This is a genomic window from Bradyrhizobium ingae, assembly GCF_055791185.1.
Genome location: NZ_JBVUBB010000003.1, coordinates 21548 through 41228, shown reverse-complemented (window position 1 = coordinate 41228; position 19681 = coordinate 21548). Strand labels below are relative to the sequence as shown.

Sequence of the window (19681 nt, the reverse complement as noted above, 5' to 3'; positions counted from 1 at the left end):
TTGGCGCGACCGGCATAAAGCCGAAAGGAAGCAAATCCAACGGCTTAGGCGACCTCGAAATCCGCGCTCTGCGCTGCGTCCTCGCCATGCCCGTTCAGGGCCTTCAGAAAATAGGTTCCCGGCCCGACCGTTTCCGGCAGCTTGATCCGCAACGCGCCGACGGGAACGGGAGAGGCAATCGTCGTGACCGGATCGGGCAACTGTCGACCGGTCTTTTTTTCGACCAGCACCACCTTCGCCCTGACCATCATTCTGCGATAGGTCGCCGAAATCACGCGGTTCTCGATTTCCACGAAGCTGATGACGGGTTTCATGCGCCTACAAGACAGGAATTCCGACGAGTTGCGCGCGAACCGTACGTTCCGTCACCGGCTTCGTCAATCATAAATTGTGCTAGTGCCGCTGTGCACGCAAAATTAGCCGGCACGCGAGGATTTGCGTTCGCCGGTCAGCGCGCTTTCGGCCGCCCGGCTCATCAACGAGGCGTAGTCGTCGCCGAACAGCACTTCGCAGAACCGGATGGCTGCAGCCATCTGCTGCTGACGATAGGCCCGGACCTTATGGTCGGCGGCGCGCAGCGACTGCACAAGAGACTCCGTCGACCGCTCCACATATTGCTGGAGGTCCGAATAGGTCCGCAGCGTCACCTCGTTGATCGCAAGCTCGCTGGCATAGTTGCGGCAGGTCGCGACGAAGTCGATCAGCGCGGCGGTCTCCTCGACCTCGGTGCTGTCGACGCGGGAACCCGGCGGAATATCCTTCTCCGCACGCTGGCGCAGGATGCGGCGAACGCGGCCCGGCACGCTGTCGATCTCCGATTGCAGGGCGTTGGAGATATCGGCGCGGATCGAGGTGAGCTGCTTGCCCCAGGCGGAATCGTTGCGCAGATCGAGCTCGGTGCGCAATCCGCGCACGCCGTCATGCAACGCCTTGAGGTTCTCGGCGATGTTGTCGAAGCGGCCGCGCTTGATGTCCAGCCGCAGCATGGCGGCAAGACAGGACAGGTCATGCAGGGCCATCGTGACCGCCACGCCGAACGGCGTCGCGGCGACGCGGATCTCGTCGTCGGAGGCTGCCATCTTGATGGCGAGGCGGATGATCTGCCAGGGCGCCGTCAGCCGCTGGACCACCATCGACAGCGCAAACGGCAGCATCTGTGGCGTCTGCAGGACGGGAACATTGAGCGCAGTCGTCACCGATGCGATCTGGGAATCGCCGAAAGCACGCAGGAAGCGCGGCAGCTTCTCATTGAGGCTGGCGATGGCTTCGCGGACCGCGAGCACGGCGCCGACCGAGTAGAGGTCCTCGATGACGTTGGGTGGGCCGACGCGGGCAAGCGCACGAGATTTGTCGCCGCCGCCGGGCCCCGTCAGCTCGAAGATCGCTTCGGCCGCGACCGCCTGGATCTTCAGGGCCAGAGCTTCCCCGCTGTCGCCGGCCGGCAGGCGGGAAAGGGCAGCGTCGATCTCACCCACCTTGGCAGGGGCACCATCGCGGCCGAGCCATTGCCAGATCGGGAGCAGCGAGGAGCGGCGGATCTGTCCGAGACGGATCGGAATCCCGGCCTCGACGAGGAATGGTTCCAGCGGCTGGTAGAGCAGTCGCGACAGATCCTCCGTGCGCGGCGCGGCATCTTCGTCGACCTCGGTCTTGCGCACGATCTTGCGCAGCTGCTCGAGCACGAGGGTGGCCACCGCCGTGTCCTGGCCGCGCTCCAGCGCGCGCTCGAACTCCCGCATCAGCAGCGCCTGCGACTGCGGCGGGAGCTGCGCGAGATAGTCTCTCAGCCGCTCGATCGATGTCTGGCTCATGCGCCCGGTATGCACGGTCATGGTGGCGGACGAGGGATGCGTCCGGGCGCGATCATAGGAGGTGGCGCCTTAAGAAGGCGTTTAGGAAGTTGCCCGGAGGTGTTGCGTTTTGTCTCGGAATGGCCTTTCCGGAATGGAAAAAGGCACGCGGGAACAAGGACTAAATGCCTGGCAGCACCAGCTCCGCGCGCAGGCCCCCAATGGGCGCGCTGCCCAGGATCAGACTGCCGCCGTAGAGCGCGGCGAGGTCGACGACGATCGATAGCCCAAGACCCGATCCCGGCTTGGACTCATCGAGCCGCTGCCCCCTGCGCGAAACCTGCGCCCGCTCCGCCTCGGACAGGCCGCGGCCGTCGTCATCGACGATGATCCGCAGGCGCGGCCCCGTCTCGGCCTTGCCGGGCCCGTCCACAAGCACCTCGATGAAGACGCGCGATGCCGCCCATTTGCAGGCGTTATCGACGAGATTGCCGACCATCTCCTCCAGATCCTGCCGCTCGCCACGAAATTTCGCGGCGTGATCTGCCTTGGCCTCCACCATGATGCTGCGATCGCGGTGGATCTTCTCCATGGTCCGGCGGAGCGCCTCGATGGCTGGCGCCACCTCCGTCACGGTCCCAACGATCGAGACCCTGGCCGCGATACGGGCGCGTTCCAGATGGTGGGCGAGCTGGTCACGCATGACGTCGGCCTGCTCCATGACCTTCTCTGCGAACGGGTCGGCGGCATGGGCGGTGGCCTCGTTGACGATCACCGAGAGCGGCGTCTTGATCGCGTGCGCGAGATTACCGACATGGGTGCGCGCGCGCTCGACGATCTCGCGATTGGCCTCGATCAGCGCATTGGTCTCGCGCGCGAGCGGCGCGATCTCGACGGGGAATTCGCCTTCCAGCCGCTCGGCACGCCCGGAGCGGATGTCGGCGATTGCCTCGGAGATGCGCTTGAGCGGCGCAAGGCCGAAGCGGACCTGGAACACCGTGGTGAGCAGGAGCACGATGCCGAGCGCGGTGAACGTGCCGCCGAGGTAATAGTCGAAGCTGCGCGTCTCGTCGAAGATCTCGGTGGCATCGCCGGCGACGCTGACCAGGAACTTGCCGTCGGCGCCGAGATCGACGGGCCGCTCCACCATCCGCAAGGTCTGACCTTCCGGCCCATCGACATAGCCGAGCCGGATGCCGGCCGCGGTCAGCTCGACGCCCTGCTCCTCCAGCTTCGGCAGCTTCTTGTCCCACAGCGAGCGCGACGAGCGCACCTCCGGCTTTTCGGTGTCGGTGCGCGTAATCTGCCAGTACCAGCCCGACAGCGGCAGCTCGAACAGCGGCTCGCCGAGCGACTGGAATTGGCGATCCGGCGGCTCGTCGGGCGTCGCCACCTCGGCAATCAGCGTGCGCAAATAGAGATTGAGCCGGCGGTCGAAGGCGCGCTCGGTGGCGTTCTTGTACACCGACGACAGAACCACGCCGGTGATGGCCAGGATCACCACCAGCCACGCCGTCGCCGACAGGAACAGGCGGTTGGCAAGCGAGCTAGCGCGCATTGGATCGATCCCGGCAGGCGCAGGACGGCAGGTGGTCGGAGACGGTCATAGGCGACCAAGACCCCGGTCGCGCCGCCCGGTCAAGTCCCGGGCGCGGCCGGCGGGGTCAGGAGATAGCCGAGGCCACGGACGGTCTGGATGATATCGACGTCCAGCTTCTTGCGGATGCGGCCGACAAAGACCTCGATGGTGTTGGAGTCGCGGTCGAAATCCTGGTCGTAGAGATGCTCGACGAGCTCGGTGCGGGAGACTACGCGGCCGGCATGATGCATCAGATATTGCAGCAACCGGTACTCGTGCGAGGTCATCTTCACCGGGTTGCCGGCGACGGTCACCTTGTTGGTTCGCGTGTCCAGCGTCACCGGTCCGCAGGTCAATTCGCTCTGGGCGTGACCGGCCGATCGGCGCAGCAATGCGCGGATGCGCGCCAGCACCTCCTCGAGGTGGAAGGGTTTTGCGACGTAGTCGTCGGCGCCGGCATCGAACCCCTGGACCTTGTCGCTCCAGCGGTCGCGCGCGGTCAGGATCAGGACCGGCATGGCGCGCCCATTGCGCCGCCAGGCCTCCAGCACGGAGATGCCGTCCTTCTTGGGCAACCCGATGTCGAGCACCACGGCATCATAGGGTTCATTGTCGCCGAGATAGTGCCCTTCCTCCCCGTCAAAGGCGCGGTCGACGACATAGCCGGCGTCGGACAGCGCCTTGGTGAGCTGGCGATTGAGATCGGGGTCGTCCTCAACAACAAGCAGGCGCACGCTTCTCTCTCCAAGAATAGTCCGAAAGGATGGACTGCGGAATCTACTGCCAAGATGATCAATTCCGGCGTGAACCGAATATGAACGCCGGGAACCGGCAAATGTTACTTTTTAGTCATGGAGCCGACACGACGGCGCCCGCCATGCGGCCGGGCTACTCCGGCCGCGTGGCGGGCGCAATTTGCCGCGTTCCGCGGCGAGTCGGAAGCGCCGATCGCGCGTCCCGCGCCGCTCAGGTCCGGAAGAATACGAACCAGACGACGCCGAGGATCAGGATCGCAAGTCCGGTCGAGACGGTGAGCAGCGCTGCGACCGACGGACCGGGCTCGCCCTGGCGCGCCTCGGTCGATGTCTCGATGATCTGATTGTCGCGTCTCGTAGCCATGGTAACCCTCAACTGCCGGGGTATCGCGTCCACATGCCGCGACCTCCTCGCGGCCTCTCGTGACGTCGGGGGCAACGTTTCATTGCGAGCGATGTTCCGGGCCGCGCTGGCAGAGGGACCGCGATTAACGCCGTTGCAAGATTCCATCCCGCGCCTTGCTATGATTCGCGGTTCCCGGGTGTTATCCTCGCAGGCTGTCCCTGTTGCGTTTGGAGTAGCCCATGGCCCCCCGTGCCAATTGGAAGGGTTTTTTGCGCCTCTCGCTCGTGACCTGCCCGGTCGCGCTCTATCCGGCCACTTCGGATACCGAGAAGGTCTCCTTCAACCAGATCAACCGGAAGACCGGTCACCGGATCAAGTACCTCAAGGTCGACGCCGAGACCGGCGACGAGGTCACCTCCGACGACATCGTCAAGGGCTACAAGGTCGATACCGACACCTATGTCGAGGTCACCAAGGACGAGCTCGACGAGATCGCGCTGGAATCGACCCACACGATCGAGATCGATGAATTCGTGCCCAAGACCGACATCGACAACCGCTATCTGATCCGCCCCTATTATCTCGTGCCGGATGGCAAGGTCGGCCATGATGCGTATGCGGTGATCCGCGAGACCATCCGCAGCATGAACAAGGTCGCGATCGGCCGCGTGGTGCTGACGAACCGCGAGCACATCATCGCGCTCGAGCCGCTCGACAGCGGCCTGATGGGTACGCTGCTGCGCTATCCCTATGAGGTGCGTGGCGAGAAGGAGTATTTCGACGACATCCAGGACGTGAAGCTCACCAAGGACATGCTCGACCTTGCCAAGCACATCGTCGAGAAGAAGTCCGGCGCATTCGAGCCCGAGCTGTTCGAGGACCATTACGAGACCGCGCTGATCGACCTGATCAACAAGAAGCGCAGCGGCGTGCCGCTTGCCGCCAAGGCTGCGCCGAAGACGGGCGGCAACGTCATCAATCTGATGGACGCGCTCAAGAAGAGCCTGGCGACCGAGAAGGAAGCCGCGCCCGCCGCCAGGACCAACGGCAAGGCCAAGAAGCCGAAGAAGCGCGTCGAGGGTCAGCGCGAGATGCTGCTGCCGATCGCCGGAAAGGGCGGCAAGACCGCCGCCGCCAAGGAAGCGCCCAAGAGGGCCGACAAGCAGGCCGACAAGCCGGTGCGCGCGCCGGCGCGCGGCAGGAAGGCCGGATAAGGGGACGACCTCCGGGCGACGCTGCCGTGATGTCCCTTCCCGCGTATCGCCCGGCCTGACATGCCCTGGTCGACGTCGTTCGACGAACCAATTCCCCTGCCCAACCGGCGCAAGCTGCTCACACTGCAACAGGCCGCCGACTATGTCATGCACCTGCCGGAGGACGCGCAACATGAAGCGCACTGGCAGACCGCCATCGAGACCCTCATCAACGCGGCCGAGACCGGCGGCGGCTGGATGATGTTCGCCCGTATCGCCATGCTGCGGGCGCTGAATGCGGACGTCCGCCGCAGGTGAGCACTGCAGGTCCGGCGTTCTCTCGGACCCGTCGACGAACAGGATCAACAATCGGTTAAGCGGCACAGTCGTTTTTTGCAGCGACCGCCTGATATCACCGCCACACCGGGTATTCCTACGGAAGAGAAAATTAACCGTCGATTGCCGCTTTGCGCAGCATGCTCACGCTCTCGATTGAGCGAAGGTCGCACACCCGTGCAGCAGCAGGACGGCAGAAGAAACTACATCGGCCTCGTGAACGACACGAGCGAGGAAGAGCGCGTCGCCGACAGTGCCGCGCAATCGCAGCCGCGCGTGGTGAGCTATCTGGTCGGGCGCCTCGCAGCCGTGCTGAAGCGCCGGCACGAGAACTCGTAGGCACGCTCGCTCACGCCTTGAGACGCGCGACGATAAGAGACAGCGCCTTCTCGTTTCCTTTACCATGCTGAGCTGCGGCACTGCCGGCTTCCGCCGGGGCGCACCGATTCAAATCCATCTGAATTGGGTGAGGAAACCTTAATTTAATGGATGTCATCATATCAGGCAGCACGCGAGGTCGACCGAACCTGTTGTTTTGACGCGCACAAAAAAACTTAATCGACCGATTCACCAATTCGAAAACGACGCCCGGGTAGATTAGACGGATCAATAGGAGTCGACGATGGCTTTGCTTAGGTCTTTCCTTGCCGATGAAAGTGGCGCCACCGCTATTGAATACGGCCTGATCGCCGCCGGCATCGCGCTCGCAATCGTCACGGTTGTGAACAACACAGGGTCCGCCCTGCTCAACAACAAGTTCAACTCCATCAGCTCGGCGATGAAGTAACGATCATAGCCGATCCTTACGAATTCCCGACTTCGTTGCTCCCGCGTGAACGCAACGCCTAGGTGCGGACAACCTCCACTCGCGCGCCGTAGCCTGCCTGCCCGACGGAAAACGGAAAGAGACTGAGAGCGTCGCCGGCGAGAACAGCCTCTCCGGACGTGAGATGATTGAGGCCGACCCAGCCGTCGCGCATCCAGACGACCCCAGGCTGCACGTCGTTGGTGACACAGGCCTTTGCTGCGAACTCACCCCGCTCATTGTAGATCCTGATCGCATCGCCGTCGGCGAGCTGACGCGCCTTTGCGTCTGCCGGCGATATCCAGAGCTGTGGGGCCGTATTGTGCCTGGCCAATGACGATAGCGCTCTGCCCTCGTCATAGAACGAATGAAAATGCGTCAACGTCCTTCCGAAGCTCAACGCCAGCGGATACGGCGAACTCCGGTCGACCTCATGCACCGGGAGGGGCTGCAGTCCCAGCCTTGCAGCCTGTGGCGAGTAGAACTCGATCTTCCCGGACGGTGAATCAAATCGACGATCCTCGTAGGCAACGTCCGGCGCTTTCAGCGGCACGAAGCCACCGGCCGCGCGCAGAGACGCGACAGTCGCATGGCCGGTCGCCGGAACGTCCAGGATGACATCGAGCATTTCTTCGTCCGATGCCCAGGGAAAGAAGTCAGCAAGCCCCAGAGAATCTGCGAGAGACCTCAGGATCTCGTAAATTGGACGGGTCTCTTCCTCGCGCTCCAGTGCACGCTCCATCAAATACAGGTGCGTGTTCGTCACCTTGAATCCCAATTCCTCCAGCCAGGCAGTGCCAGGCAGCACGACGTCGGCGAAGCGACGCGCCGTCTCGTTCATGAACAGATCGACGCAGACGACCGTCTCCGTCTGGTCGAGACCTTTCGAAATGGCTCCGGCGTCGGCGAACGAAGACAGCATGTTGGTGCCCAGAAGCAGCAAGACCTTGAGCCGACCGTTGGACAAGGCCTCTGCAATGTCGTGCATCTGGTTCGGAATGTAGTTGCCCGGCTGACGCGTCATGCCCGCGTTCAGATTTCCCATGGTCGCACTGTGGGCGCCATGACGCGGGCCGAGACCGCCGCCCCGGACGCCAAAATAGCCCGTCAAAGCCGGCAGGCAACTGATCGCACGCGCCGCCTGCCAGCCGTTGGCGGTTTTGTGCATGGAGCTGCCGCCAAGCAGGATCATGGCCGGTCGTGTGGACGCATATGCTCTGGCGAAGGATTCAATCTGGTCTTCCCGAAGACCCGTTTGCGCTGCTGCCCACGCCGGAGTGAAGGGCAGAACGTGTGATGACAATTCTTCAAATCCGACGGTGTGAGATCGCACAAACGCGGGATCGTACAGTTTTTCGGTGACGATGACGTGCATCACGGCCAGGGCCAGAGCAGCGTCCGACCCAGGCCGGATCAGGAGAACGTCATCCGATTGAGCCGCTGCTTCCGTTCTCCTCACATCGATCGTGACAACCTTGGCACCGCGACGCCGCGCCGCGACGATATGGCGAGCCGTGTTGGGCTGGCTCGCAATGTTCGCGCCCCAAAGCACGATCATGTTCGAGTTCTCGGCCATATCCTCCTTGGTGTTGACCTTGAGCGCGCCCGACAAGCCTACGCCGAAGCCGCCGAGTCCCCAACAGATCATGGCAGGGTGCCAGTTCTGGCATCCATACATGCTTGCGAAACGGTGCATCAACTGGACTGTCGTGGCGCTGCCCGCGGTGAACCCGCCGTGTCCCGCCCATAGGCCCACCGCCTCGGGCCCGGCCGACCGCATCCGCTTCGCCATGAAATCCAGCGCTTCGTCCCAACTCACGCGGCGCCAGGTGTCGGTACGGCGATCATCGCGGATTTGGGGATAGAGAAGACGCTTCGGATTGCCAAATATCTCGCTGGTGCTGCGGCCACGAACGCAAAGAAATCCTCGACTGTCGGGATTGTCCTTGTCTCCGCTCACGGCCTTCAATCGACCGCTTTCGATTCGGCCAACATTCCGCAAAAGGTCGGATGACAATTCATCGGACACATGGTGCGGACGATCTTCGGGTCGGAAGCCGTCATGTCCCAGTCCTCCCGGTCTTGTTCCCGATGCCACCCTAGCAGAGAATGCGTGGACCGGCAGCCTCCAAGGATGCCCGCTCTCCTACTGGGCGTGGCACACCAATGGATCGCGTAGCCATCGGTGCCGTTGTTTCGTCGGATCTTGAACGTTCGAGCGACGCCACGTCAGCGCAGCCTGCTCACCGCATCGTCGCAAGCTGCAAGGCGAGCGCGCATGCGCGGTCGTATTCGTCGAGATTGATCCATTCGTCGATCGTGTGCGCCTCGTTTTGCCCCGCACCGAAGGTCACGGTCGGAATGCCGTGACGGACCATCCAGTTCGCGTCCAGGCCGCCATTGGCGGCGCGGACGACCGGCACCCCTCCAACCGCGGAAACGGCTTCGATCGCGCGCTTGACGACGGGCAGGCTCTCCTTCATGCGGAACGGATAATAGTCGGTCTCGGCCCTGAATTTGACGCGGCCGGATTTGCCTTGCGCATTGGTGACGCGCTTGGCGGCCTTCTCGAACGCAGCCTTGTAGGCCTTGGTGATCTCCTTGAAGAATTTTCCATCGTGGCTGCGGCTTTCGCCGCGTACGTGCACATAGTCGGTGACGACATTGGTTGCATCGCCTGCGGGACGGCCCTCACCGCCGGTGACGGGACCGACGTTGCTGGTGCCCTGCCGCTTGCCCTTCACCACCTTGCCGAACCATCCGCCGGCCTTCACCTCGGCGAGCGCAAGCGCAAGGATCATGGTCGAAGAGATCCCGCGCTCCGGCGCGACGCCGGCGTGCGAGGCGCGGCCAAAAATCTCGACATGCCAGCGATCCGCACCGACGGCGCCGACGGTGACGTTGGAGGCAGAGCCGCCGTCATAGTTGAAGGCCATGACCGGCGAACCGAGCTCCTCGGTCTTGACGTGGCGCGCGCCATAGAGCCCGCTCTCCTCCCGCACGCAGAACAACAGCGTGATCGGCGGATGATCAAGCCGCTGCTTCGCAAGCTCAGCCGCCAGCGTGACGAGAACGCCGCAACCGCAGCGGTTGTCGCCGCCAAGCGCGGTCTTCGCCGCGTTGACGATCTTGCGCCCCGATCGCTTCGGCTTCGCACCGGCACACAGCGGCACGGTGTCCATGTGAGTCATGAACATGATGCGCGGCTGATTGTGCATCGCGCCGCGGCCGGGCAGATCGACGATGAGGTTGCCGGTCTCCGTCGGCACCGGAATACGCGTGTTGGCATCGTCGAGGCGGATCGCCCCCGCCGGCACGCCGATGTCTCGCAGCGCCGCCGTCAGCTCGCGCCCGATCGCGGCCTCCTTTCCCGTCACGCCTTCGACGGCAAGAAAGCGCATGAGGCGATCGGTGGCGGCCTGGGTGTCGACGGACATGAATGATTCCTTTGATGAGCGGCGCCTGCAAGCATCGTTCGCGACGGTCACTTCCGCAAGGCTCCTCGCCGCAGTCCGCCCGGCGAATCCGTCATCGGGCTCCGCCTCAAATGCAGAGGCTGAGCAGCTTGATATGACAATCCCTGGATTTGGATCCGCTCGAGGGCGCGGCCTCACGCTTCACGGCGACGACGGGCTCCCTGTCCTTCTTGCCCTTGCCCGGCTTCGGCTCGTAATCGCCTGCGATCACCATGGCCCAGTAGGTGCGCTTGCCGCTGGCATTCCTGGCACTGGCAATCCCGACGCGCGAGGCGTTGTGCAACAAGAGGTTCTTGCGGTGCCCGGACGAGTCGATCCACTGTCCCAGCGTCTTCTCGAAGGTGTCGTAGCCATAGGCGATGTTCTCGGCGGCGCGCCCGGCATGCGCCGGCGCGACCCGCCTGGTGAACGGGCCGAGGGCCTCGTGGCTGAGATCATCCTTCGCCGCCATCGCGCGCGCTTGCTCCAGCGCGATCCGGTCCAGCGTTGCATCGCGCGCGACGCGGGCCTCGCCGTGCTTGAGGCGGAAGCTGGAGATCAGCTCGGCCGGGGATTCGGCGGCTGTCACGGGCGAGGCCAGCAGCAGAGAGCCGGCCATCACTCCGCCAACCACGCCACGTGTCATCGTCCCCCAGGTGCCCATTGGTCTCCAAGCCCGCGCGCTATCCTGCTGTTTCTCCACCGGCAATGTGGACGCTTCAAGGCGCGCGCGAAGCATCGCCACCATGTGGGCATGTAATGGCACGAGGCCCTTAGGTGCGTTAGCATCCAGCCGAAAGCCGCACGGCGATAAGTTGCGGATGCAGAGCTTCGAGGAGAATAGCGATGGAATACCGACGCCTGGGTTCGTCAGGGCTCACCGTGCCGGCGCTCAGTCTTGGGACGGGCACCTTCGGCGGGGTGGGCCGCCTCGCGGCGTGGGGCACGACAGACGCGACCGAGGCGCGGCGTCTTCTCGATATCTGCCTTGATGCCGGCGTGTCGATGTTCGACAGTGCCGACGTCTATTCGCTTGGCGAATCCGAACGCGTGCTCGGCGAGGCCATCAAAGGTCGCCGCGACAAGGTTTTGATCTCGACCAAGGCAACCTTCCGTTTCGGCGATGGGCCCAACGACATCGGCTCGTCGCGGCAGCATCTGCTCGCCGCGATCGACGGGTCGCTCAAGCGGCTTGGCACCGACCATATCGACCTGTTCCAGCTCCATGGCTTCGACGCCTTTACGCCCCCCGAAGAGGTGCTTGCGACGCTCGATGGGCTCGTGCGCGCTGGCAAGATCCGCTATATCGGCGTTTCGAACTTCTCGGGCTGGCACCTGATGAAGTCGCTCGCCGTCGCCGACAAATACGGCTATCCGCGCTACGTCGCCAATCAAACCTACTATTCGCTGATCGGTCGTGATTACGAATGGGAGCTGATGCCGCTCGGCCTGGACCAGGGCATCGGCGCGGTCGTCTGGTCGCCCCTCGGTTGGGGACGCCTCACCGGAAAGATACGCCGCGGGCAGCCGAAGCCCGAGGTCAGCCGCTTGCCCAAGACTGCCGAGTTCGGGCCGCCCGTGCCTGACGAGCACGTCTATCGTGTCGTGGACGCCATCGACGAGATTGCCAAGGAAACCGGTAAAACCGTGTCGCAGATCGCGTTGAACTGGCTGCTCCGGCGTCCGACGGTTTCGACCTTGATCATCGGCGCGCGCAATGAAGCACAATTGCGCGAAAATCTCGGCGCGGTCGGCTGGTCATTGACCAAGGATCAGGTCGAGCGGCTGGATGCAGCGAGCAAGGTGACATTGCCCTATCCTTACTGGCACCAGCGGACGACCTTCACAGACCGCAATCCGCCGCCTGTCTGAGGCGGGTTTCAAACGGTCCGGCGATCACTTCCGATATTGTTCGTCGCTGACCTTTTCCATCCAGTCGACCGCCTTGCTGCCCAGTGTCTCCTGAATGGCGATGTGTGTCATGGCGGTCGTCGGCGAAGCGCCGTGCCAGTGCTTCAATCCCGGCGGAAACCACACGACGTCACCGGGACGGATTTCCTCGACCGGGCCGCCCTCGCGCTGCACCCAACCGAACCCTGACGTGACGATCAGCGTCTGCCCGAGCGGATGCGTATGCCAGGCTGTACGCGCACCGGGCTCGAAGGTGACCTGGGCAGCGCCGACTCGTGCCGGCTCCGGCGCCTGGACAAGCGGGTCGATGCGGACCGCTCCGGTGAACCAGTCTTCCGGACCTTTCTGCGAAGGCCGAGACCCGATCCTCTTGATGTCGATGTCCATATGAAAGCTCCTTCATTGAGAGAAACGTCCGATCGTTGCCGTCAGTTTCATCCTGGCCTTCCCTGCAGGTTTGCCGGATGCGCCATCAACCACGACGCGACGAGCGCGGCGCAGAGGACGGTCACGGCGCTGACGAGGAACACGACGTTCAACCTCGCTCCGATCGCGATCAATCCAAGCGCGGGACTCGCAAGCCCCTGGGCCAGGTCGAGAAAGGCGGTGTAGGCCCCCATCGCCAGGCCACGGCTCTGCGCCGGCACGCGGAGCACCGCTTCGACACCGAAGCCAGGATACACCAGTGAGAAACCGAAGCCGGTGAGCGCTGCGCCTGCCAATGCCATCTCGGGTCGAATGGCGAGCCAGATCAGCGCCAGGCCGGCAGCTTCGGTCAGGGTGCAGACCAGTGCCACTCTTGCGCCGCCGATCGCGTCGGCCGCATGGCTGAAGAAGACCCTCGCCAGAATAAACGCAGCAGCATAGGCCGTGTAGGCGAGCCATCCATCGGCCCAGCCACGATTTGCGAACAGCAAGGCGGCGAACGTGGTCACGGCACCGAAGCCGACGCTGCCGAGTGCCGAGCCCAGGCCCGGTACCCATACGGCACCGATCACATCGGCGAAGGAGACGCGGACATGCTGCACGAGAGCAATCGATGGGAGCTGCACAACGAGAAGCAGGGTTGCGAGCGGAACCACGACGGTCCCCAACGCGATCGCCGCAAAGCCGTAGGCAGCGTAGAGGGCGGAGCCGGCCGGAGCGCCGATCGCGAAAGCGGCGAACATCGCCGAACCGACCCAAGCGATCACCTTGCCCGTGCTGCCGGAATCGACGAGCGCAAGTCCCCAGCTCACCGCGGCCGTGATGATGAAGCTTTCTGCACCGCCGAGCACGCCTCGCCCGAGAAACAGGATGGCGACCGATGCCACCGGAGCGGCACTGAAACCCAGCGACAGCAGATAGAGCAGCCCGGAGGACGCGGCCGCCAGCAGGCCGACGATCACGCCCCGCTTCGCTCCGCGGCTGTCCGAATAATGGCCCGCCCACGGGCGCGAGATCAACGCGGCGGCGAACTGGCTGCCCGCGACGAGGCCGACCACGAAGCTGTCGAATCCGAGGCCATCGTGAACGTGAAGCGGAAGAACGGGCAGCGCAAAGCCAATGACGAGAAAGGCAACGAACACAACTCCCATGATCGGGAGCAGGGTCGCAGCGAGGCGATGGGCCGCGACCGGTTCTTGCATCGCTGATATCGACATGTCGGCTTCGAGCTCCGTTCAACGCTGAACCGAACCTAGGACTTCCTCCGACCAGAGATTAGGTGATAAATTTCGAATGCGGTTATTAGGCAGGCTTATCAATGGACCGGGACGACGCAAGCGATCTCCTCGTCTTTCTCGCAGTGGCGAGGGAACACAGTTTCACGCGCGCCGCGGCGAAGCTCGGCATGACGCAGTCCGCGCTCAGCCAGATCGTCCGAAATCTGGAGGAGCGGATCGGCGTCAGGCTCTTGAACCGGACAACGCGCAGCGTCACGCCCACTCAGGCTGGAGAGCGGCTGTTCCTGAGCATCGGCCCCAAATTCAACGAGATGGACGTGGAGCTTGCCGCGCTCCGCGAGCTCCGTGAAAGGCCGGCGGGGATCGTTCGCCTCACGGCGACGGAGTACGCCGCCAGCGAAATTCTGCTGCCCGCCCTGAGTAAGATCTTGCCGAAATATCCGGACATTCACGTCGAGGTGATCATCGATTACGGGCTCACCAACATCGTGGCGCAGCAGGTCGATGCGGGGATCCGTCCAGGCGAGCTCGTCGCCAAGGATATGATCGCTGTCAGGATCAGCCCGGATCTCCGCATGGCCGTCGTCGGCTCGCCCGCCTACTTCGCCGAACGGAAGCGACCCAGAACGCCTCAGGACCTGACGGGGCACAACTGCCTCAATCTTCGCCTGCCGACTCATGGCGGCAGCCTCTACGCCTGGGAGTTCGAGAAGAACGGGCGAGAACTCAACGTTCGCGTCGAAGGGCAGCTCGTGTTCAACAGCGCGGGCCTGCTCCTGCAAGGAGCGCTCAAGGGTTTCGGCCTCGCCTATCTGACGGAAGGACACGTGCAGCCATACGTCTCGAAAGGCCAGCTCGTCCGCGTACTTGGCGACTGGTGTCCCGCCTTTTCCGGCTACCATCTCTACTATCCGAGCCGCCGCCAACCGACGCCGGCCTTCTCGCTGCTGGTCGAGGCGCTGCGATATCGCGGCAAATAGCGGCAGCCGAACGCAGCCGCCCTGCATGGCAGATCTACGGTCTGCGCGCGGCGGCGCGCGCTTTACGCTTCCGCGAATTCCTGATCCTCTACCCGACAAACCGGCCGGATCAACCGGCCTGCCGAAGGGAGAGAAACGCCATGAAGCTCGGCACCGCGATCGCGGAAATCATGAAGCGCGAGGGGATCGAGATCCTCTGCGGCTATCCCGTCAATCACCTGATCGAGCACGCCGCGAAGGCCGAGATCCGCCCGGTGATAGTGCGGCAGGAGCGCGTCGGCATCCACATGGCGGATGCGATCTCGCGCGTCACGTCAGGGCGCAGCATCGGCGCATTCTGCATGCAGCATGGGCCCGGCGCCGAGAACGCCATGGGCGGCGTCGCGCAGTGCTTCGGCGAGTCCGTTCCGGTGCTAGTGCTGCCGATGGGCTATCAGCGCAGGCTCTCGCACATCGAGCCGAACTTCAACTCCAGCGAGGTGATGAAGGCGTTCGCCAAGTCGTCCGAGCCGATAATCCTCGCGGCCGAAGTCGCCAACATCTTCCGCCGCGCGTTCACCAGGTTGAAGAACGGCCGCGGGGGACCTGTCATCGTCGAGATTCCCGCGGACATGTGGAACGAGGAGGTGCCGGAACCCCTCAACTACACACCGGTGCTGCGCACCCGCTACGGCGCCGACCCGGTTCATGTGAAGGAGGCCGCAGCGCTTCTCGTCAACGCAAAACGGCCGGTGATCTACGCCGGTCAGGGCGTGCATTATGCCCAGGCGTGGCCGCAACTTAAGCGGCTTGCCGAGCGTCTCGCGATCCCCGTCACCACCAGCCTCGGCGGCAAGTCATCGTTTCCGGAAACACATCCGCTCTCGCTCGGCTCGGGCGGGCTCGCGGTGCCGCGCGCGGTTCCCAAGTTTCTTGCCGAAGCGGACGTGATCTTCGGCATCGGCTGCTCCTTCACCGAGACAAGCTTTGGCATCGCCATGCCCAAGGGCAAGACCATCATCCACGCGACGCTCGATCCGAACCATCTCAACAAGGATGTTGAAGCAAAAATTGGTCTCGTCGGCGATGCAGGCCTTGTGCTCGATGCGCTGCTGGAGGAGATCGGCAAGACGGTCGCGTCGGACCGTGATGCCTCGGCGGTTGCGGCCGAGATCTCGGCCTCTCACAAGGAATGGCTCGCAAAATGGATGCCGAAGCTCACCAGCAACGACGCGCCGCTCAATCCCTATCGCGTACTCTGGGATCTCCAGCACACGGTCGACATCCACAACACCATTATCACCCATGATGCCGGCAGCCCGCGCGACCAGCTCTCGCCGTTCTGGAAGGCGGTCGAGCCCCTCTCCTATCTGGGCTGGGGCAAGACGACGCAGCTCGGCTACGGCCTGGGGCTGGCGATGGGTGCAAAGCTCGCAAAGCCGGACAAGCTCTGCATCAACGTCTGGGGCGATGCCGCGATCGGTTTTACCGGCATGGATTTCGAGACCGCGGTGCGCGAGCGCATCCCGATCCTGTCGATCCTGCTCAACAATTTCTCGATGGCGATCGAGCTCAAGGTGATGCCGGTCTCGACCGAGAAATACCGCTCGACCGACATCTCCGGCGACTATGCCGCCATGGCCCGCGCCTTCGGCGGCCATGGCGAGCGGGTCACCAAGCCCGAGGACATCGTGCCGGCGATCAAGCGCGGCATCCAGAAGACCCGCGAGGGCCTACCGACGCTCCTGGAATTCATCACCAGCAAGGAGACGGAGGTCTCCCGCCCGGGGAGCTGAGGATTCGCGGAAATGCGCAAGGATATCACTGGCCCCGGTAGTTTGAGGATGGAATAATCGGGCTCAGCTATTGGACCCGGCGCCATCAGGCACCGGGCAATATGGACATTTTGGATGCCCACGCTTCCGACGGACGTGGTGGCCGCGCTCGAGGCCAGAATTGCGGAGCTTGAGCGGCGGCTTGAAACGCGCACGGCCGAGCTTGAGCAATCGCGCGCACAGCATGCAGCCACGACGTCCATCCTGTCGGCGATCAAAAATTCCCGCGGCAGCCTCGGCCCGGTTTTCGACTCCATCCTCGAGAATGCCCACCGTCTTTGCGGCGCACCATGCGGCAGCCTTCAACTCTACCAGAATGATCGCGTGGTGCCCGTCGCGATCCGCGGCATGCCCCCCGCCTTCGTCGAGTGGCTTGCCCGCGGTTACCCGATCACCGCCGGCATCCGCGAAAGTCTGATGGCAGACCATCCTACGCAACGCCTCGACCTGGCGGACGTGCTCAAGATCCAGCCCGGCGAACCCTCTTACCGTGCGGCGGTCGAGCTGGGCGGCATTCGCACGATAGCAACGGTGCCCCTGCTCCGAGACGGAGCCGTGTTTGGCCGCATCGTTGCCGGCAGACAAGAGGTCGGCGCGTTCGATGACCGGCAGATCACGCTGCTACAGGCATTTGCCGACCAGGCAGTGATCGCGATCGAGAACGTCCGACTGTTCGAGGAGGTGCAGGCACGGACGCACGAGCTGAGTGAATCACTGGAGCAGCAGACTGCGACATCGGAGGTGCTGAGCGTCATCAGCCGCTCCGCCGGCGATCTCGCGCCGGTATTCGACGCCATGCTCGGCAAGGCAATGCAGCTCTGCGGCGCCAATTTCGGTGTGCTCAACACCTACGATGGAGCGCAATTCCACACGGCGGCCACTTATGGACTGGCCCCCGCCTATGACGAGTTCCGGCGCAAGCTGCCCCTCAACTACGGTCCGGCCACCGCGCCGACGCGCCTTTTGAAGGGTGAATCCTTCGTCGAAATCACCGACCTGCTCGAGTCGGACGCCTATCGCAGCGGCGAGCCGAACCGCCGGGCGCTGGTCGATCTCGGAGGCGCGCGCTGCCTGCTCGCGGTGCCATTGCTCAAGGACGAGCGCGTGGTCGGCAACGTCATGATTTTTCGGCAGGAGAACCGGCGCTTCTCGGAGAAGCAGATCGCCCTGCTGCAGCAGTTTGCGGCGCAAGCCGTGATCGCCATCGAGAACACGCGGCTGCTCAGCGAATTGCGCCAGAGCACCGAGGAGTTGGTGGAATCGCTACGGCAGCAAACCGCGACGGCCGACGTGCTCAAGGTGATCAGTCGCTCCGCGTTCGACCTGCAGGCCGTGCTGGATACGCTGGTCGAGTCCGCGGCGCGGCTGTGCGAGGCCGATATGGCGGCAATTACCCGCAGACGCGGCGATGTGTATTTCAGGGCGGGTTCGTACGGCTTCCCGGCCGCGTTTGCCGAATATGTCAAAGCTCTTCCGGTGCAGGCGGACAAGCGCACAATCACCGGCCGGACTTTGCTTGGCGACAAGGTGATCCACGTCGCCGACGTGCTGGAAGATCCGGACTATGAATTCGAGGGCCAGGATCTGAGCGGCAATCCACGGAGCTTCCTTGGTGTTCCTCTGCTGCGCGAAGGCAGCCCGGTCGGCGCCATCGTCCTCGCGCGTCGCATCGTCCGGCCGTTCAGCGAAAAACAGATCGAACTGGTTACGACCTTTGCTGATCAGGCGGTAATTGCGATCGAGAACGCGCGCCTGTTCGACGAGGTGCAGACACGCACGCGGGAACTGTCGCAGTCGCTCGACGACCTCCGCACCGCGCAGGACCGGCTGATCCAGACCGAAAAGCTCGCTTCCCTCGGCCAGCTCACCGCCGGCATTGCTCATGAGATCAAGAACCCGCTCAACTTCGTCAACAATTTTGCCGCGCTGTCGGCCGAACTGACCGACGAACTCAAAGACGTGCTGAAGCCGGCGCCGCTTGCCGACGAGCTCCGCGAGGGCGTCGACGAACTCACGGGGCTCTTGAAGGACAATCTGCAAAAGATCGTACAGCACGGTCAGCGCGCCGATTCCATCGTCAAGAACATGCTTCTGCATTCGCGCGAGGGCAGCGGCGAGCACCGACCGACCGCTGTCAATTCGCTGGTCGAGGAGAGTCTCAACCTCGCCTATCACGGCGCCCGCGCCGAGAAGCCGCAGTTCAACGTCACGCTTAAGTGCGAACTCGATCCGGACGCCGGAACGATCGAGGCTTTTCCTCAGGAAATCACGCGCGTGCTGTTGAACCTGATCTCCAACGGCTTTTACGCGGTGGCCAAGCGTGGCGGCGAGAACGGCACCGGATTTGTGCCTGTTCTGACCGCCAGCACACGGGATTGCGGCCCCCATGTCGAAATCCGCATCCGCGATAACGGTACCGGCATCCCGAGCGAGGTGAAGGAGAAAATGTTCAACCCGTTCTTCACGACCAAGCCGGCCGGCGAAGGCACGGGGCTCGGGCTTTCGATGAGCCACGACATCATCGTGAAACAGCACGGTGGCACGATCGACGTCGAAACCGTGTCAGGCGAATTTACCGAGTTCACGATCCGATTGCCGCGCAAAAGCAAGCTTGCAGACAAGACCAGAGGCTAGCCGTGACCGTGATGGTTCTTGTGGTGGATGACGAGCCCGACGTGGAGGCACTGTTCCGCCAGCAGTTTCGTCGTGATCTCCGCGCCCAGCGCTTTGTAATGGACTTTGCCAGTTCGGCGGCGGACGCACTGTCGCGCATCGCGAGCAATATCGGGCAGTCGCTGATCCTCATCCTCTCCGACATCAACATGCCCGGGATGAGCGGGCTCGAATTGCTGCCGAAGGTGAAGGAGATCCGGCCGGAGGTGCCGGTCATCATGATCACGGCCTATGGCGATGCCGACACCCGACGCAAGGCGCTTGCGAGCGGCGCAACCGGTCTCCTGACCAAGCCGATCGACTTCAGCGTGCTGCGCGAGGAAATCGACGCGCGGCTCGCGCAAGCGGGATAGGCTCTCACGCTGCCGGAACCGCCGCTC

At 63.6% G+C, this 19681-nt stretch carries 19 protein-coding genes; 9 read left to right on the top strand and 10 right to left on the bottom strand.

Features of this window, described 5'->3' with window-relative positions; translation table 11 throughout:
- Positions 1-44: 44 nt before the first annotated feature.
- The 5 genes from ACV1FX_RS05230 to ACV1FX_RS05210 form a co-directional block, all read right to left on the bottom strand.
- On the bottom strand, positions 45-314 hold the full coding sequence (locus tag ACV1FX_RS05230; protein ID WP_473116487.1) for a hypothetical protein: 270 nt from the start codon (positions 312-314) through the stop codon (positions 45-47).
- Positions 315-416: 102 nt separating this feature from the next.
- Positions 417-1811 (bottom strand): hypothetical protein, encoded by a 1395-nt coding sequence (locus ACV1FX_RS05225; RefSeq protein WP_473116486.1) that lies wholly within the window; start codon positions 1809-1811, stop codon positions 417-419.
- A 160-nt stretch (positions 1812-1971) separates the two neighbouring features.
- Complete coding sequence (locus ACV1FX_RS05220) at positions 1972-3348, bottom strand: ATP-binding protein (RefSeq protein ID WP_473116485.1); 1377 nt, start codon at positions 3346-3348, stop codon at positions 1972-1974.
- Between the two features lie 80 nt (positions 3349-3428).
- Positions 3429-4103 (bottom strand): response regulator transcription factor, encoded by a 675-nt coding sequence (locus tag ACV1FX_RS05215; RefSeq protein WP_473116484.1) that lies wholly within the window; start codon positions 4101-4103, stop codon positions 3429-3431.
- Positions 4104-4335: 232 nt separating this feature from the next.
- Entirely contained in the window at positions 4336-4488 is a 153-nt protein-coding gene (locus tag ACV1FX_RS05210) for a hypothetical protein (RefSeq protein WP_473116483.1), read from the bottom strand.
- Positions 4489-4709: 221 nt separating this feature from the next.
- On the opposite strand from ACV1FX_RS05210, the gene ku reads away from it, so the two are divergent.
- From ku to ACV1FX_RS05190, 4 genes are all read left to right on the top strand, one after another.
- The gene (ku, locus tag ACV1FX_RS05205; RefSeq protein ID WP_473116482.1) at positions 4710-5684 is read left to right on the top strand and encodes a non-homologous end joining protein Ku; all 975 of its coding nucleotides are present in this window, start codon (positions 4710-4712) and stop codon (positions 5682-5684) included.
- 60 nt (positions 5685-5744) lie between these two features.
- Complete coding sequence (locus ACV1FX_RS05200) at positions 5745-5981, top strand: hypothetical protein (protein WP_473116481.1); 237 nt, start codon at positions 5745-5747, stop codon at positions 5979-5981.
- A gap of 174 nt (positions 5982-6155) precedes the next feature.
- Entirely contained in the window at positions 6156-6338 is a 183-nt protein-coding gene (locus ACV1FX_RS05195; protein WP_473116480.1) for a hypothetical protein, read from the top strand.
- 283 nt (positions 6339-6621) lie between these two features.
- On the top strand, positions 6622-6786 hold the full coding sequence (locus ACV1FX_RS05190; protein WP_027521278.1) for a Flp family type IVb pilin: 165 nt from the start codon (positions 6622-6624) through the stop codon (positions 6784-6786).
- Between the two features lie 58 nt (positions 6787-6844).
- On the opposite strand, the gene ACV1FX_RS05185 is transcribed toward ACV1FX_RS05190, so the two are convergent.
- The 3 genes from ACV1FX_RS05185 to ACV1FX_RS05175 form a co-directional block, all read right to left on the bottom strand.
- Positions 6845-8833: a molybdopterin-containing oxidoreductase family protein gene (locus tag ACV1FX_RS05185; RefSeq protein ID WP_473116479.1), complete on the bottom strand. Its 1989-nt coding sequence runs from the start codon at positions 8831-8833 to the stop codon at positions 6845-6847.
- A 214-nt stretch (positions 8834-9047) separates the two neighbouring features.
- Positions 9048-10241 carry a M20/M25/M40 family metallo-hydrolase gene (locus tag ACV1FX_RS05180; RefSeq protein WP_473116478.1) on the bottom strand — a complete coding sequence of 398 codons (1194 nt, stop codon included), beginning with the start codon at positions 10239-10241 and terminating at the stop codon, positions 9048-9050.
- A gap of 106 nt (positions 10242-10347) precedes the next feature.
- The gene (locus ACV1FX_RS05175) at positions 10348-10923 is read right to left on the bottom strand and encodes a CAP domain-containing protein (RefSeq protein ID WP_473116477.1); all 576 of its coding nucleotides are present in this window, start codon (positions 10921-10923) and stop codon (positions 10348-10350) included.
- 182 nt (positions 10924-11105) lie between these two features.
- On the opposite strand from ACV1FX_RS05175, the gene ACV1FX_RS05170 reads away from it, so the two are divergent.
- Positions 11106-12131, top strand: a complete 1026-nt coding sequence (locus ACV1FX_RS05170) for an aldo/keto reductase (protein ID WP_473116476.1) — start codon at positions 11106-11108, stop codon at positions 12129-12131.
- Between the two features lie 24 nt (positions 12132-12155).
- On the opposite strand, the gene ACV1FX_RS05165 is transcribed toward ACV1FX_RS05170, so the two are convergent.
- Both ACV1FX_RS05165 and ACV1FX_RS05160 read right to left on the bottom strand, forming a co-directional pair.
- The gene (locus tag ACV1FX_RS05165; protein ID WP_473116829.1) at positions 12156-12551 is read right to left on the bottom strand and encodes a (R)-mandelonitrile lyase; all 396 of its coding nucleotides are present in this window, start codon (positions 12549-12551) and stop codon (positions 12156-12158) included.
- A 53-nt stretch (positions 12552-12604) separates the two neighbouring features.
- Complete coding sequence (locus ACV1FX_RS05160; RefSeq protein WP_473116475.1) at positions 12605-13798, bottom strand: arabinose transporter; 1194 nt, start codon at positions 13796-13798, stop codon at positions 12605-12607.
- A gap of 116 nt (positions 13799-13914) precedes the next feature.
- Between ACV1FX_RS05160 and ACV1FX_RS05155 the strand changes: the two genes are divergently transcribed.
- The 4 genes from ACV1FX_RS05155 (at position 13915) to ACV1FX_RS05140 (ending at position 19654) form a co-directional block, all read left to right on the top strand.
- A complete protein-coding gene (locus ACV1FX_RS05155) occupies positions 13915-14814 on the top strand; it encodes a LysR family transcriptional regulator (RefSeq protein ID WP_473116474.1) in 900 nt (299 codons plus the stop codon).
- A gap of 83 nt (positions 14815-14897) precedes the next feature.
- A complete protein-coding gene (locus ACV1FX_RS05150) occupies positions 14898-16589 on the top strand; it encodes a thiamine pyrophosphate-requiring protein (RefSeq protein ID WP_473116828.1) in 1692 nt (563 codons plus the stop codon).
- 114 nt (positions 16590-16703) lie between these two features.
- Positions 16704-19262, top strand: a complete 2559-nt coding sequence (locus tag ACV1FX_RS05145; RefSeq protein ID WP_473116473.1) for a GAF domain-containing sensor histidine kinase — start codon at positions 16704-16706, stop codon at positions 19260-19262.
- A gap of 2 nt (positions 19263-19264) precedes the next feature.
- Positions 19265-19654 (top strand): response regulator, encoded by a 390-nt coding sequence (locus ACV1FX_RS05140; RefSeq protein WP_473116472.1) that lies wholly within the window; start codon positions 19265-19267, stop codon positions 19652-19654.
- The last annotated feature ends 27 nt before the right edge of the window (positions 19655-19681 follow it).